13 protein-coding genes are annotated in these 15,699 nt (G+C 67.6%); 10 read left to right on the top strand and 3 right to left on the bottom strand.

The genetic code is table 11. The features are described 5' to 3' along the window. Window positions 1-154: 154 nt before the first annotated feature. The 4 genes from gnd to upp all read left to right on the top strand — a co-directional run bounded on the left by gnd (window position 155) and on the right by upp (window position 4,208). A complete protein-coding gene (gene gnd, locus WDM91_07650; protein MEI9994453.1) occupies window positions 155-1,171 on the top strand; it encodes a decarboxylating 6-phosphogluconate dehydrogenase in 1,017 nt (338 codons plus the stop codon). Continuing rightward, a complete protein-coding gene (gene zwf / locus WDM91_07645; protein ID MEI9994452.1) occupies window positions 1,171-2,745 on the top strand; it encodes a glucose-6-phosphate dehydrogenase in 1,575 nt (524 codons plus the stop codon). The genes gnd and zwf overlap by 1 nt, the downstream gene beginning before the upstream one ends. Window positions 2,746-3,031: 286 nt before the next feature. Further along, a complete protein-coding gene (locus WDM91_07640) occupies window positions 3,032-3,568 on the top strand; it encodes a phosphoribosyltransferase family protein (protein ID MEI9994451.1) in 537 nt (178 codons plus the stop codon). Between the two features lie 10 nt (window positions 3,569-3,578). After that, a complete protein-coding gene (upp, locus tag WDM91_07635) occupies window positions 3,579-4,208 on the top strand; it encodes a uracil phosphoribosyltransferase (protein MEI9994450.1) in 630 nt (209 codons plus the stop codon). Window positions 4,209-4,262: 54 nt separating this feature from the next. On the opposite strand, the gene WDM91_07630 is transcribed toward upp, so the two are convergent. Continuing rightward, on the bottom strand, window positions 4,263-4,721 hold the full coding sequence (locus WDM91_07630; protein ID MEI9994449.1) for a DUF2846 domain-containing protein: 459 nt from the start codon (window positions 4,719-4,721) through the stop codon (window positions 4,263-4,265). Window positions 4,722-4,893: 172 nt separating this feature from the next. On the opposite strand from WDM91_07630, the gene deoC reads away from it, so the two are divergent. The 5 genes from deoC (at window position 4,894) to WDM91_07605 (ending at window position 11,253) form a co-directional block, all read left to right on the top strand. Next, window positions 4,894-5,904: a deoxyribose-phosphate aldolase gene (gene deoC / locus WDM91_07625; protein ID MEI9994448.1), complete on the top strand. Its 1,011-nt coding sequence runs from the start codon at window positions 4,894-4,896 to the stop codon at window positions 5,902-5,904. A 2-nt stretch (window positions 5,905-5,906) separates the two neighbouring features. Beyond that, window positions 5,907-8,246 carry an aldehyde dehydrogenase family protein gene (locus tag WDM91_07620; GenBank protein ID MEI9994447.1) on the top strand — a complete coding sequence of 780 codons (2,340 nt, stop codon included), beginning with the start codon at window positions 5,907-5,909 and terminating at the stop codon, window positions 8,244-8,246. A 140-nt stretch (window positions 8,247-8,386) separates the two neighbouring features. Beyond that, on the top strand, window positions 8,387-8,878 hold the full coding sequence (locus WDM91_07615) for a cytidine deaminase (GenBank protein MEI9994446.1): 492 nt from the start codon (window positions 8,387-8,389) through the stop codon (window positions 8,876-8,878). 9 nt (window positions 8,879-8,887) lie between these two features. Next, the gene (gene deoA, locus WDM91_07610; protein ID MEI9994445.1) at window positions 8,888-10,216 is read left to right on the top strand and encodes a thymidine phosphorylase; all 1,329 of its coding nucleotides are present in this window, start codon (window positions 8,888-8,890) and stop codon (window positions 10,214-10,216) included. Between the two features lie 38 nt (window positions 10,217-10,254). Next, window positions 10,255-11,253 carry an adenosine deaminase gene (locus WDM91_07605; protein ID MEI9994444.1) on the top strand — a complete coding sequence of 333 codons (999 nt, stop codon included), beginning with the start codon at window positions 10,255-10,257 and terminating at the stop codon, window positions 11,251-11,253. 264 nt (window positions 11,254-11,517) lie between these two features. Here the strand turns inward: WDM91_07605 and WDM91_07600 are convergent, their stop codons facing one another. Both WDM91_07600 and WDM91_07595 read right to left on the bottom strand, forming a co-directional pair. Further along, entirely contained in the window at window positions 11,518-12,981 is a 1,464-nt protein-coding gene (locus tag WDM91_07600) for an AMP nucleosidase (GenBank protein MEI9994443.1), read from the bottom strand. Window positions 12,982-13,207: 226 nt separating this feature from the next. Continuing rightward, window positions 13,208-14,416, bottom strand: coding sequence for a phosphopentomutase (locus WDM91_07595; GenBank protein ID MEI9994442.1), 1,209 nt, complete (start codon window positions 14,414-14,416; stop codon window positions 13,208-13,210). A gap of 193 nt (window positions 14,417-14,609) precedes the next feature. On the opposite strand from WDM91_07595, the gene WDM91_07590 reads away from it, so the two are divergent. Next, window positions 14,610-15,428 (top strand): purine-nucleoside phosphorylase, encoded by an 819-nt coding sequence (locus WDM91_07590; protein ID MEI9994441.1) that lies wholly within the window; start codon window positions 14,610-14,612, stop codon window positions 15,426-15,428. Window positions 15,429-15,699: the final 271 nt, after the last annotated feature.

Raw genomic sequence — 15,699 nt, 5'->3', positions numbered from 1 at the left:
GAAAGCGCCCCCGCCTCGTTGCGCCGGCATCTTCGGGGCTGGTCGTGCGATATTCAAGCCGAAGCGGCAACGGAACGGATGGAGTTCCGGATCGTTTGACAAGCTTGGACCGGGCGAACAGGTTGGCGCGGCGGTCGCGCGAGAGTATCTCAACATGCAGATCGGCGTAGTCGGCCTCGGCCGCATGGGTGGCAATATCTCCCGCCGTTTGATGAAAGCCGGACACCGGACCGTTGTTTTCGACGTCAACGCGAAAGCGCGCACTGCGCTCGTCGCGGACGGCGCGACGGATGCCGCGTCGCTGGCCGCAATGGTGCAAGCGCTGGGCGCATCGCCGCGCGCCGTGTGGCTGATGCTGCCGGCGGGCAAGATCACCGAGGACGCCGTCAAGCAGCTCGCCGGGCTGCTGGGCGACGGCGACATCCTGATCGACGGCGGCAACTCCTATTACAAGGACGACATCCGGCGCGCGAAGCTGCTCGCCGAAAAGGGCATCCGCTATGTCGACTGCGGGACATCGGGCGGCGTATGGGGGCTCGAGCGCGGCTATTGCATGATGATCGGCGGCGCCAAGGAGGCGGTCGATCACCTCGATCCGATCTTCGCCGCGCTGGCGCCGGGCGAGGGAGACGTCCCGCGCACGCAGGGCCGCTCGGACGGCGCCGATCCGCGCGCCGAGCGCGGCTATATCCATGCCGGGCCGCCGGGCGCCGGGCACTTCGTCAAGATGGTGCACAACGGGATCGAATACGGCCTGATGCAGGCCTATGCCGAGGGCTTCGACATCCTGCGCAACAAGAACTCCGACCAGCTCTCACAGGACGAGCGCTTCGACCTCAATATCGCCGACATCGCGGAAGTGTGGCGGCGCGGCAGCGTGGTGTCGTCCTGGCTGCTCGACCTCGGCGCCTCGGCGCTCGCCAAGGACGCGAAGCTCGACGCCTATTCGGGCTTCGTCGACGATTCGGGCGAGGGACGCTGGACGATCGAGGCGGCGGTGGAGCAGGCGGTGCCGGCGCCGGTGCTGTCGGCGGCGCTCTATGCCCGCTTCCGCTCGCGCCAGGACCATACGTTCGGCGAGAAGATGCTGTCGGCGATGCGCTTCGGCTTCGGCGCCCATATCGAAGGCGCGTTGGAAGGCGGCAAGCCGGTCAAGAAAGAGGACAAGTGATGCCGCAGGACGGGGCTATCCGCGTCGCGCAGGGCGCCGCGGCGCCGCAGGATGCGTCGGTGCACGCGCCGCGCCCGGCCGATCCCTGCGCGCTGGTGATCTTCGGCGCGGGGGGCGATCTCACCAAGCGCCTGCTCGTGCCGGCGCTCTACAACCTGGCGCGCACCAAGGTGCTGCCGGAGAATTTCGCGCTGATCGGCGTGGCGCGGCACGAGATGGCGGTCGAGGATTGGCGCAGCCAGCTCCACGATTTCCTGAAGGACTCGCTCAAGGGCGAGATCGACGAAGCGGCCTGGGCCAAGCTCGCCCAGGCGATGTCCTATGTGCGCGGCGATATCACCGAACCGGCGCTCTATGAGGCGCTGAAGGGCGCGCTGGACGAGGCGGCGAAGACGCACGGCACCAAGGGCAATGCGATCTTCTACCTCGCGGTGGCCGACAAGCTGTTCGGCCCGGTGATCGACGCGCTGGGTGCCGCCGGCCTGACGCGGGAGACGGACGGCGCGTGGCGCCGCGTGGTGGTGGAGAAGCCGTTCGGGCACGATTTCGCCTCCGCCAAGGCGCTGAACAAGCGGATCCTCAACGTGCTGCGCGAGGACCAGACCTTCCGCATCGACCATTTCCTCGGCAAGGACGCGGTGCAGAGCATCATGGCATTCCGCTTCGCCAACGGCCTGTTCGAGCCGGTGTGGAATCGCGACCGCATCGACCATGTCCAGATCACGGTGGCGGAGACCGTGGGCGTGGAGACGCGGGGCGATTTCTACGAGTCGACGGGCGCCTTGCGCGACATGGTGCCGAACCACGTCTTCGCGCTGGTCTCGATGGTGGCGATGGAGCCGCCGGTGGGATTCAACGAGGCGGCGATCCGCTCGAAGAAAGCGGACGTGCTGTGCGCCATGCCGTCGATCGATCCGGCCGACGTGGTGCGCGGGCAATACGGCGCAGGCACCGTTCTCGGCAAGGCGGCGAAGGCCTATCGCCACGAGCCGGACGTCGCGCCCGATTCCGATACCGAGACCTATGTCGCGATGCGGCTGGAGATCGACAATTGGCGCTGGGCCGGGGTGCCGTTCTATGTCCGCACCGGCAAGCACCTGGCGGCGCGCAACACCGAGATCGCGATCTGCTTCAAGCAGGCGCCCTATGCCGCGTTCCAGGACACCACGGTGGAGTCGCTGCGGCCCAACTGGCTGGTGCTGCGCATCCAGCCCAACGAGGGCATCTCGCTGCAATTCGACGTCAAGCGGCGCGGGCCGGCGGTCGAGCTGGCGGCGGTGAAGATGGATTTCCGCTATGACGACTGGTTTCCGAAGGAGGCCAATGTCGGCTACGAGACCTTGATCTACGACGTGATGATCGGCGATCCGACGCTGTTCATGCGCGCCGATACGGTGGAGCAGGGCTGGCGTGCGGTGCAGCCCGTGCTCGACGCCTGGGCGGCGAAGGCCACCGACCTCGAAGCCTATGAAGCCGGCAGCGACGGACCGGCGGCGGCCGATGCCCTGCTGGCGCGCGACGGCAGCCGGCGGACTTGGCGGCCGGTGCGTTCGCCGGGCGACGGAACGTCCTAGGGTCCGGACTCAATAAAAAACAGATGTCATGGCCCGCGCCCTTCGACGCCGCCTGCGGCGAAATCCAGCAATGCTTTCTCAGGCGCCACAAGATAACCGGCATCTTGCAGAACCCAACTGGGTGGCCCGCATTCGCAGGCCATGACAAGTTGTTGATTAGGTTGACGCCAATTGGGTACAGACCTTAGACCACCCTGCGGCGAAGGGTCCTGCTGTGCATAGAGCCGTGCCGGGCCGTTCCCAAGCGCGGCGAAGGCGGCGATAGTCCTTTCGACGGAGGACTTTCATGCGGCTGGAAAACAAGCGGCGCCTGTATGTGCGGGTGAGCTGGAACGAGATCCATCGCCAGATGCGCGAGCTCGCCTGGTGGGTGCACGACGTGATGACCGCCGGGCGCAAGATCGAGATCGTGGTCGGCGTCTCGCGCGGCGGCCTGCCCTTCGCCGCGGTGCTGGCGCGCGAGCTCAACATCCGCGAGAACATCGAGAGCATCGGCGTGTCGTCCTATCGCGGCGAGAAGCAGGTGAGCGGGGCGCAGATCATCAAGCCGCTGCATCCCGACATCGTCGCGAAGATCCGCAACGGCGGCGAGAACATGATCGTGCTCGACGACCTGGTCGACACCGGCGGCACCTTCCGCGAGCTGCGCAAGCTGTGGCCCAATGCGCTCTACGCCGCGATCTATTCCAAGCCGGAGGGCGAGGCCGAGGTCGACATGCGGCTGCTGCAGGCGCCGCAGAATTCGTGGGTCATCTTCCCCTGGGACGCCAAGGACGGCGATCCGCAGGAGGTCGACCCGATCGGCGGGGCGGAGACGGAATAGGGAGCGCGCCATGGCGGGTCTGACGGTCCTCGATCATCCGCTGATCCAGCACAAGCTGACGCGGATGCGCGACAAGCGCACCGGCACGAAGGATTTCCGCGAACTGCTCAACGAGATCGGCATGCTGATCTGCTATGAGGTCACGCGCGACCTGGCGGTCGAGACGGTCGAGATCGAGACGCCGGTGGCGGCGATGCGGGCGCCGGCGCTGGCGGGCAAGAAGCTGGTCTTCGCGCCGATCCTGCGCGCCGGCACCGGATTCCTCGAAGGGATGCTGAGCCTGGTGCCGTCGGCGCGCGTCGCGCATATCGGACTCTATCGCGATCACGCGACGCTGGAGCCGGTCGAGTATTACTTCAAGGCGCCGGAGGACATCGCCGAACGGCTGGTGATCGTGATGGACCCGATGCTGGCGACCGGCAATTCGGTGAGCGCGGCGGTGACGCGGCTGAAGGCGGCGGGGGCGAGGCGCATCCGGCTGATGACGCTGCTCTGCGCCCCCGAAGGGATCGCCACGTTCCAGGCGCGCCACCCGGATGTGCCGATCTGGACCGCGGCGATCGACAGCCACCTCAACGCGCACGGCTACATCGTGCCGGGCCTGGGCGACGCGGGCGACCGGATGTTCGGGACGAAGTAAAAAAGGCCGGGCGGATTGCCCCGCCCGACCCGCCCTTTGAGATCGCGCCCTGCTCTACGGCTTTTGCGGATCGCCGATATAGTGACAGCCCTTGATCTCCGCGATCGCCTGGTCGGGCCAGATCAGCGACGGCGCGACATGGCCGACCAGCAGTCCCATCTGGATGTCGAGCCGCACATAGCGCACCTCGCCGCTCTTGATCGCCACGCTGATCGATTCCTTGGTTTCGGTCGTGGTGCTGACTTCGTATGTGCCGGCGGGACGATCGACATAGAAATATCCGCCGGGCTTGGCGGAGCCGACCGCGACCCCGTCGATCTTGACGGACGGCTGGATGGCGGAACCCACCATCGTCGAAAGCCGGTAGAAATAGATACGGGCGGATTCGGCGCTCACCGCCGGTTCGCTCGCATGCAGCGCATCATATGTCGGTCCGCTGGCACAGGCCGCGAACAGTGGCACGGCCGCCACGATGAACGCTGCGCGCAGCCAAGTCTTTACGCCGATAAGCATTCTTGCCCCCTCATGAGCTTGGTGAAGGCGCAAGCATATTAAACGGCACGGCTCCGGCGCAATGTTCGCGGTCCGCGACAAAAAACGACGAAAAGCGAAGCGGCCGTCGAGCCTGCGCAATCGCAATCGTGCCGTCCTTGACTGGCGGGAAGGGGCGTGAAAGTTTCGCGCGATGTCCAACATCCAACCGATCATTTCGCGCGGTTCGCTCCGCGGCAATGCCCATTTGGCGCTGGATAGGCATGCCCGCAATCCGGGCATCGCGTTCGATGCCGACGTCATCGACTCGCTGCGGGTGAACCGTTCGGCGGCGGAGCGGCGGGTCGCGACGCTGCCGGCGCGGCGTTCGGTCAAGAAGGAATGGCAGGCGGCGTGGCTGCTCAAGGCCGTGACCTGCATCGACCTCACGACGCTGGCGGGCGACGACACGCCGGGGCGGGTGCAGCGGCTTTGCGCCAAGGCGCGGCGGCCGGTGCGGCAGGACCTGCTCGATGCGATGGGCAGGGATGCGATCACGACCGGTGCGGTCTGCGTCTATCACAATATGGTGGAGACGGCGGTCCGGGCGCTGGCGGGCACGGGGATTCCGGTCGCCGCGGTGTCGACGGGATTCCCGGCCGGGCTCACGCCCTTGAAGCTGCGGCTGCAGGAGATCGAGATGTCGGTCGCGGCGGGGGCGCGCGAGATCGACATCGTGATCGACCGCGGTCATGTGCTCACGGGAAACTATCGCGCGGTCTATGACGAGATGACGGCGTTCCGGGCCGCCTGCGGTCCGGCGCATGTGAAGGCGATCATCGGCGCCGGCGATCTGGGGACGCTGAGCCATGTCGCGCGCGCCTCGATGGCCTGCATGATGGCGGGCGCCGATTTCATCAAGACCTCCACCGGCAAGGAGCCGGTGAATGCGACGCTGCCCTTCGCGCTGGTAATGACGCGGATGATCCGGGCCTATCGCGAGATGACCGGCGTCCGCATCGGCTTCAAGCCGGCGGGCGGCATCTCCACCGCGAAGGACGCGCTGAACTACCAGATCGTGATGAAGGAGGAGCTGGGACTGCCCTGGCTGCAACCCGATCTCTTCCGCCTCGGTGCGTCGAGCCTGCTGACCGACATCGAGCGCCAGCTCGAGCATTTCGTCACCGGCCGCTATTCGGCCGCGCACCGCCATCCGATGGGTTGACCGTGAACGTCCGCAGCGCTTTCGAGACGATGGACTACGGCACGGCGCCGGAGGCGTCCGCGGCCGCCGAGGCCTGGCTCAAGCGGCATGAAGGCGGGTTCAAGCTCTTCATCGGCGGCGCCTGGGTTACGGCGGCGGCGCATTTCGACTCGGTCAATCCCGCGACCGGCAAGACGCTGGGCCGCGTGGGCGACGCGTCGGCGGCGGATGTCGATGCCGCGGTGGCGGCGGCACGGGCGGCGCAGCCCGGCTGGGCGAAGCTCGGCGGGCATGGACGGGCGCGCTTTCTCTATGCCCTGGCGCGGCTGGTGCAGAAGCATGCGCGGCTGTTCGCAGTGCTGGAGACGATGGACAACGGCAAGCCGATCCGCGAGAGCCGCGACATCGACGTGCCGCTGGTGGTCCGGCATTTCTATCATCACGCCGGCTGGGCGCAGCTGATCGAGAGCGAGTTCGCGGGCTACGCGCCGCTCGGCGTGGTGGGGCAGGTGATCCCGTGGAATTTTCCGCTGCTGATGCTGGCGTGGAAGATCGCGCCGGCGCTGGCGGCGGGAAACACGGTGGTGCTGAAGCCGGCGGAAGACACATCTCTCACGGCGCTGCTGTTCGCCGAGATCTGCGAGGAGGCGGGGCTGCCCCGGGGCGTGGTGAACATCGTCACCGGCGCGGGCGAGACCGGCCAGGCGCTGGTCGAGCATCCCGGCATCGACAAGGTGGCATTCACCGGCTCGACCGAGGTGGGGCGGCTGATCCGCGCCGCGACCGCGGGTTCGGGCAAGAGGCTCACGCTGGAGCTGGGCGGCAAGTCGCCGTTCATCGTGTTCGAGGACGCCGACCTGGATGCGGCCGTCGAAGGCGCGGTGGATGCGATCTGGTTCAACCAGGGCCAGGTGTGCTGCGCCGGCTCGCGGCTTCTGGTGCAGGAGAGCGTCGCCGAGACGCTTTACGCCAAGCTGCGGGCGCGGATGGAGACGCTGCGCGTCGGCGATCCGCTCGACAAGAACACCGACATCGGCGCCATCGTCTCGCCCAAGCAGCGGGCGCAGATCGAGGCGCTGGTGCGCAAGGGCGTGGACGAAGGCGCGACGCTGTTCCAGCCGAAAGGCTGTCCGGAGGGCTGCTTCTATCCGCCGACGCTGCTGAGTGGCGTCGAGGCGGCTTCCACGGTGGCGCAGGTGGAGATCTTCGGGCCGGTGCTGGTGGCGATGAGCTTCCGCACGCCGGCCGAAGCGGTGCAACTCGCCAACAACACGCGCTATGGCCTGGCGGCGAGCATCTGGTCGGAGAACATCAATGTCGCGCTCGACCTCGCGCCCAAGGTGAAGGCGGGCGTGGTGTGGGTGAACTGCACCAACCAGTTCGACGCCGCGGCGGGGTTCGGCGGCTATCGCGAATCCGGCTTCGGGCGCGAGGGCGGGCGCGAGGGAATGTTCGAATATCTCAAGCGCGTGTCGCTCGCGAGGCCGCAGAAGGCGGCGAAAGCGGTCGTTGCGAAGGAAGCGCTGCCCGCGCCCATCGACCGCACGGCCAAGCTGTTCATCGGCGGCAAGCAGGCGCGGCCTGACGGCGGCTACAGCCGCGCGGTGCTGTCGCCCGCGGGCAAGCAGATCGGCCTGGTCGGCGAGGGCAACCGCAAGGACATCCGCAACGCGGTCGAGGCGGCGGCGAAAGCGGAAAGCTGGGCGGCGACCAGCGGTCACGCGCGGGCGCAGATACTCTATTACTGCGCCGAGAACCTGTCGGCGCGGGCCGACGAGTTCGCCAAGCGGCTGACGCAGATGACCGGCGTGTCGGGCGCGCGCGAGGTCGCGGCGTCGATCCGGCGCCTGTTCACCTATGCGGCCTGGGCCGACAAGTTCGACGGCGCGATCCACGATCCGCCGCTGCGCGGCGTGGTGCTGGCGATGCACGAGGCGGTCGGGACGATCGGCATCGCCTGTCCGGACGAAGCGCCGCTGCTCGCATTCATATCCTTGATGGCGCCCGCCATCGCGATGGGCAACCGGGTGGTGATGGTGCCGTCGGAACGCCATCCGCTGGCGGCGACGGATTTCTACCAGGTGCTCGAAACCTCGGATGTGCCGGCGGGCGTGGTGAATATCGTCACGGGAGCGTGCGATGCTCTGGCGCAGACGCTGGCCGAGCACGGCAATGTCGAGGCGGTGTGGTATTTCGGCGGCGCGGATGGGGCGCGGGCGGTCGAGGCGGCATCGGCCGGCGACCTCAAGCGGACCTGGACCGGCGAGGCCATCGCCTGGTTCGACGATCGCGACGGCGAGGGGCGGCATGTCCTGCGGCAGGCGACGCAGGTGAAGAATATCTGGATTCCCTACGGCGCTTAGGGGTGGGGCTCAAAAATCCTGCGAAATGGTGTCTATCGGATCTTGTAAGATAAAGGGCATTTTGCAGAACCCAACTGGGTGGCCCGCATTCGCGGGCCATGACACCTGTTTTTGCTGAGTGCAGACTCTAGGAGCACACCATGGACATCACGCGTCGGGATACCGTGCTGGCGGCGGTTGCGGGCGGCACGCTGCTGGCGAGTGCCGCGGACGCGAGCGCGGCCACCAATGCGACGCCGGCGCAGCAGGCGCTCATCGACGCGGCCATCGCGGCGCGGCAGCGGGCTTATGCGCCCTATTCCCATTTCCTGGTCGGCGCGGCGCTGGAGACCGCGGATGGCACGGTGTTCCAGGGCTGCAATGTCGAGAACCTGTCCTATGGCGCCACGATCTGCGCCGAGCGCAATGCGGTGTTCCAGGCCGTTGCGGCGGGGCACCGCAAATTCAAAGCGATCGCGGTGGTGGGCGACCTGCCGGGGCCGATCACGCCGTGCGGGATGTGCCGCCAGGTGCTGGGCGAGTTCGGCGGCGCGACGGAAGTGATCTGCGCCAATCTCAAGCAGGACGTGATGGTGATGACGGTGGGCGCCCTGCTGCCGGCGGCGTTCGACTTCGATCCGACGAAGGTGTAGCGCACCGCCGTGCTCCCGCAAGAACTCATCCGCAAGAAGCGTGACGGTCATGCCCTGACCGAGGACGAGCTGGTCTTCGCGGTGAAGGGCATCACCGACGGCGGCTTCAGCGAGGCCCAGGTCGCGGCCTTCGCGATGGCGGTCTATTTCCAGGGCATGAACGGCGCCGAGCGCGTCGCCTTCACCCGCGCCATGACGCGCTCGGGACGGGTGCTGGACTGGGGCGAGCACGAGCTCGGCGGGCCGGTGCTCGACAAGCATTCGACGGGCGGGGTGGGCGACAAGGTGAGCCTGATGCTGGCGCCGATCGTCGCGGCCTGCGGCGGCGTGGTGCCGATGATCTCGGGGCGCGGCCTCGGCCACACCGGCGGCACGCTGGACAAGATGGGCGCGATCCCCGGCTATGTGTGCGATCCCGACATCGAGACCTTCCAGCGCGTCGTGCGGCAGGTCGGCTGCGCCATCATCGGGCAGACTGCCGACCTGGCGCCGGCCGACCGGCGGCTCTATGCGGTGCGCGACGTGACCGCGACGGTGGAATCCATCCCGCTGATCGCGGCCTCGATCCTGTCGAAGAAGCTGGCGGCGGGGCTGAGCGGGCTGACGATGGACGTGAAGACCGGCTCGGGCGCCTTCATGGCGAAGGCGGACGATGCGCGTGCGCTGGCGGAGACGCTCGTTTCCATTGGACAGGGCGCGGGGCTGCCGGTCACCGCGCTGATCACCGACATGGATTCGGTCTTGGGCACCACGGTGGGACATGCGCTGGAGATGCGCGAGGCGCTCGATTATCTCACGGCCAAGGGCGCGCGCGACGCGCGGCTGCACGCGGTCACGCTCGCGCTGGCAGCGGAGATGCTGCTGCTCGGCGGCTTGGTGCCGAACCTGGACGAGGGGCGCGACGAGGCACAGCAGGCAGTGGACAGCGGGCGCGCCGTCGAGGTCTTCGCGCGCATGGTGGCGGCGCTGGGCGGCCCGGCGGATTTCGTCGAGCGCGCCGACGCCTATCTGCCCGCGGCGCCGGTGGTGAAGCCGGTGATCGCGCGGCGCACCGGCTTTGTCGCGGGGATGAATGCGCGCAGCATCGGGGTGGAACTGATCGACCTGGGCGGCGGGCGGCGCCGGACGACGGATATGCTCGACCTCGCGGTCGGTTTTTCGCGCTTCGTGCAGGCGGGCGCGAAGGTGAGCGCGGGCGACACGCTGGCGCTGGTCCATGCGGCCGACGAAGCGGCGGCGGCCAACGCGGTCGCGGTGCTGGGCCGCATCCTCCATATCGACGATCCCGAGCCGGGGGCGCGGCCGGTCGTGACCGCGCGGATCGCGGCGCCGCGCTGAGCGCTCGACTTTTCGCGCGGGGCGCCATAACAGGGCGCATGACGAACCGCGCCGCCTTCATCGCCGGCCTGCCCAAGGCCGAGCTGCACATGCATATCGAGGGCAGTCTCGAGCCTGCGCTGATGTTCGCGCTGGCGCGGCGCAACAAGGTCGCGATCCCGTTCCGGAGCGTCGAAGAGGTCCGCGCCGCTTACAGCTTCTCGAACCTGCAGGATTTCCTCGACATCTATTACCAGGGCGCCGCGGTGCTGCAGACGGAGGAGGATTTCGCCGATCTCGCTTCGGCATATCTCGCGCGGGCGCGGGCCGATGGCGCGCGGCATGTCGAGATGTTCTTCGATCCCCAAACGCACACGGCGCGGGGCATTCCGTTTTCCGTCGTCGCCGACGGCTTCCTCGGCGCGATGGCCAATGCGGGCATCAGCTCGAAGCTGATCCTGTGCTTCCTGCGCCATCTCGACGAGGACGATGCCTTCGCGACGCTGAAGGCCGCGGAGCCTTACCTGGACCGCATCGCGGGCGTCGGGCTGGACTCGTCGGAGCTCGGCCATCCACCGGCGAAGTTCGCGCGGGTGTTCCGTGCGGCACGCGAACGCGGGCTGAAGCTGGTAGCGCATGCCGGCGAGGAGGGGCCGCCGGATTATGTCTATGAGGCGCTCGACGTGCTGCAGGTCGACCGGCTGGACCACGGCAACCGGTCGCTGGAGGATGCGGCGCTGGTGGCGCGGCTGGCGGCGGCGCGGATGACGCTGACGGTGTGTCCGCTGTCGAACCTGAAGCTTCGCGTGGTGAAGGACCTGAGGGAACATCCGCTGCGCCGCATGCTGCAGGCGGGGCTGCGCGCGACGGTGAACTCGGACGATCCGGCGTATTTCGGCGGCTATCTGAACGACAATTACACGGCGGTGGCGGAGGCGCTCGACCTGACGCGGGACGAGATCGTGACGCTGGCGAAGAGCAGCTTCCTGGGATCGTTCCTGAGCGAGGCGGAGATCGCGGTGCATCTTGCGGCGGTGGATGCGTATGCGGGCGCATAACACCCTTGTCATCCCCGGCGAGCACGAGCGTCGGCGAGTGCGAGGGAAGGGGACCCAGGTCGGAAACACCGTGACGGTGGTAGCCACCTGGGTCCCCTTCCCTCGCCGTGCTGCGCACGGCTCGCCGGGGATGACAAAGGGGGCGGGAAAGACCGTAGCGCCCTGGAGCAATTCCAGGAAAAGTGCGAGGCGGTTTTCCGCCGGGAATTGCGACCAACCCATACCTTAGAGCGGATCACCGATTCCGTGAAACGGTGATCCGCTCTAGCGAAACGCCGGCTCGGTGAAGCTGCGCAGTTTGCGGGAGTGAAGCGTCCCCGCCCTGGCTTCCTCGCGCATGAATTCCAGCGCCTTGATGCCGATCTGCAGGTGCTGGCTCACGCGCTCCTCGTAGAACGCGTCGGCCATGCCGGGGAGCTTGATCTCGCCGTGCAGCGGGCGGTCGGAGACGCAGAGCAGGGTGCCGTAGGGCACGCGGAAGCGGTAGCCGTTGGCCGCGATGGTCGCCGATTCCATGTCGATGGCGATGGCGCGGCTCTGGTTGAAGCGCATCGCGAGCTCGTCGAAGCGCAGCTCCCAATTGCGGTCGTCGGTCGTCACCACGGTGCCGGTGCGCAGGCGCTCCTTGAGCTCCTTGCCCTTGAGGCCGGTGACGGCGGTCACGGCCTGGGCCAGGGCGAGCTGCACCTCGGCGATGGTGGGCACCGGGATGGCGAGCGGCAGGACCTGGTCGAGCACATGGTCGTCGCGCAGATAGGCGTTGGCGAGGACGTAGTCGCCCAGCCGCTGGCTGGCGCGCAGGCCGCCGCAATGGCCGACCATCAGCCAGACATGCGGCCGCAGCACGGCGAGATGGTCGGTCACGGTCTTGGCGTTGGACGGGCCGACGCCGATATTGATCAGCGTGATGCCTTCGCCGTTCGGCTGCACCAGGTGATAGGCGGGCATCTGCGGCAGCTTGGCGAGCGGTGGGGCGGTCGGCTCCCGGCCGCGCTCGGTGATCCGGTTGCCGGGCTCGATGAAGCGGACCGCGCGGCCGGCCTCGATCTCGGCGAGGCCATAGGCGACGAACTCGTCGATATAGCGCTGGTAGTTGGTGAAGAGCACGAAGCTCTGGAAGCTGGCCGGATCGGTGCCGGTGTAGTGGCGCAGCCGATGCAGCGAATAGTCGACGCGCTCGGCGGAGAACAGCGCCAGCGGCCCGGTCTCGCGGCCGGTCCAGCGGCCGCCATCGACCACCGTGTCGTGCGCCGCGTCGAGGCGGGGCAGCGGGAAGTGCCGCGCCAGTTCGAGACGCTGCTCGGCCGACATCGCCGAAGCGGCGCGCTCGACCGCAAAGGTCAGGGGGATCGGGCTGTGGCTCTTGCCGACATAGATGTCGGCTTCGCAATTCTGCGCCAGCAGGGTGAGCTGCTCGGTGAGGTAGCCGCGGAACAGGCGCGGATTGGTGACGGTGGTGCCGTAGAAGCCCGGCCGCGCCACCTTGCCGAAGGCGAGCGGGGTGGAGCGCGGCACCGAGCTGACCTCGACGCCGAGATAGGGGTAGACCGAATTCTTCGCGGGCTTGTGCTCGCCCCGCGCGAAGGCCTCGAAATTGGTCTCGATCTGCGCGATGGCGGTGTCGTAGAGATCGACCAGGCGTTCGACCGCGTCGTCCACATTGCGGCAGTGCGTCAGTTCGGTGGCGGGGACATTGCCGGCGCGGGGGCCGTGGGAGGCGGTGGGCATTTTGTTTTCTAGAGCAGAGTGGGGGGCGGGTGAAGCACTCATTGTCATCCCCGGCTGAGTGCGAGCGTAGCGAGCGCGAAGGGAAGGGGACCCAGGTGTCAACACCTGGGCGGCGAGGAAAGAAGAGCACCGCGCAAATTCTCCACACCGAACAGGCTTCGACGCCTGGATCCCCTTCCCTCGGTGCGCTACGCGCACCTCGCCGGGGATGACAGCGGCGGGGCGGTTATAGGAACGACGTACCCACCGGCAGCGCGTCCATGCCCAGATGGCTCGCCACTGACTGGCCGATATCGGCGAAGGTGTCGCGCTGGCCGATGGCGCCGGGCGCGACCTTGGGACCGAAGGCGATCACGGGAACGAATTCGCGGGTGTGGTCGGTGCCCGGCCAGGTCGGGTCGCAGCCGTGATCGGCGGAGAGGATCGCCAGATCGTCCGGCCGCAGCGCGGCCCGCAGCTCGGGGATGCGCCTGTCGAAGGCTTCGAGCGCGGCGGCATAGCCCGCGACGTCGCGGCGATGGCCGTAGAGCGTATCGAAATCGACGAAATTGGCGAAGATGATCGCGTCGGCGGGGCCGTTCTTCACGAGGTCGAGCGTGGCGTCGAACACCTCGTCATTGGTGAAGGCCTTGACGTAGTTCGTGATGCCCCTGGCGGCGAAGATGTCGGAGATCTTGCCGATGCCGTAGGTCGGGCGGCCGGTCGCGGCATAGCGGTCGAGCAGGGTCGGCGCGTGCGGCGGCATCGCGTAGTCGTGCCGGTTGCCGGTGCGCGTGAAGGCACCGGCGGTCTCGCCGACAAAGGGCCGCGCGATGACGCGGCCGATATTGTATTTGTCGACCAGTTCGCGCGCGACGTGACAGCAATCGTAGAGCCGTTGCAAGCCGAAATGCGTCTCATGCGCCGCGACCTGGTAGACCGAATCCGCCGAGGTGTAGACGATCGGCTTGCCGGTGCGGATATGCTCCTCGCCGAGCCGGTCGAGGATCTCGGTTCCCGAGGCATGGCAATCGCCCAGGATGCCCGGCACGCCGGTATGCGCGATGAAGGCCGCGGTGAGCGCGGCGGGGAAGGTCGGCACGGTGCGCGGGAAGAAACCCCAATCATAGTCGACCGGCAGGCCCATCATCTCCCAGTGACCGCTCGGCGTGTCCTTGCCGCGGCCCAGTTCCGCGGCGTAGCCGTAGCGCCCCGTGATCCGGGCCGGCGCGGCGAAGGCGACGCGCGGATCGGCCGCCTTCGCCGCCTCGCCCAGACCGAGGTCGAGAAAGTTCGGGATGTCGAGCGGACCGCGGCGGCCGTCCTTGCGCGGCAGGCCTTCGGCGCAGGCTTTGGCGATATGTCCGAAGGTGTTGGCGCCTTGGTCGCCGAAACGTCCGGCATCGGGTGCGGAGCCGAGGCCGAAGGAGTCGAGAACACCGATGATCGCGCGCAAAGGGACGGTCCTGGAGGATGCCGCCCAGACTACAGATTTCCTCCGGCGGACGGAAATGTATTTGCATGGCCGGCAACAGCGGACCATCCGGCTGGTCAAGCACAATTCCGAAACGGCGAAGTGCGCGTCACCTGGATGGCCCGCATTCGCGGGCCGTGACAGAGTGTGTTGTTGGAAAGCGAGGGACGAGCCCATGACGGAGATCGAGCGCGGCGTCGCCGCGGTGAAGGCCGTTCTCGGCGAGGCGTTTCCCAAGACCGCGCTGGTGCTGGGCAGCGGGCTGGGGCCTTTCGCCGACACGATGGCGGACGCGGTCGACATTCCCTATGGCGACATCCCCGGTTTCCCGGTGCCGACCGTCGCGGGGCATGAGGGACGGCTGCGCATCGGTACGGTGGGCGGACATCCGCTCGTATGCATGCAGGGGCGGCTGCATGGCTATGAAGGCCATCCGGCGCAGGCGCTGGCGGTGCCGGTGCGCATCCTGCGCCGGCTCGGCGCCGAGCGGCTGATCCTCACCAATGCGGCGGGCGGATTGAGACCCGATCTGCCGGCGGGCACGCTGATGATCGTCGAGGACCACATCAATTTCTCCGGCCGCAATCCGCTGGTCGGGCCGAACGACGACAGCTTCGGGCCGCGCTTCCCCGACATGTCGCATGCCTATGACCCGGAGCTGCGCGTGCGGCTGGCGCAGGCGGCGCGCGACGCGGATGTCGCGGTGACGCAAGGCATCTATGTCCATGTGCTGGGACCGAGCTTCGAGACGCCGGCCGAGATCCGGATGTTCGCGGCGCTCGGCGCCGACGCGGTCGGCATGTCGACCGTGCCCGAATGCCTCGTCGCGGTGCATGCCGGCATGAAGGTCGCGGCGCTGTCGCTCATCACGAATCTCGCAGCCGGCTTGTCGGCAGTGCCCTTGACCCATCATGAGACGCTGAGCGAGGCGGCGAAGGCTTACGCACGGGTCGAGCGTCTGCTGCTGCGATTCTTCTCCTCCTTCGAGGACTAGCAACAGGCGTCACGGACTGCGTTCACGCCGCGTGATGGTTGCGCGAAACGCCGATGACATTTTTCAGAACCGGACACAGTCGCGAGATTTTTTTTCGCGCCGCGGATTTTCCGCGCCGTTGGCGGCGCGTCGCGCGCCGCGTTGCAAATCTGAAAAGCGCGTAACGTAAATCTGTAAATGACGCGAAATACATTGCGCGTGTTGAACGCATGCGAGCGCGCGTTCCATGCAGAACCGCGTCGCGACATGCTGGGGGACCAGGAAACCGAAC

The organism is Rhizomicrobium sp. (assembly GCA_037200385.1).
GTDB lineage: Bacteria > Pseudomonadota > Alphaproteobacteria > Micropepsales > Micropepsaceae > Rhizomicrobium.
Note: the sequence above shows the minus strand (reverse complement) of the source record. Positions and strands in the feature narration are given on the sequence as shown.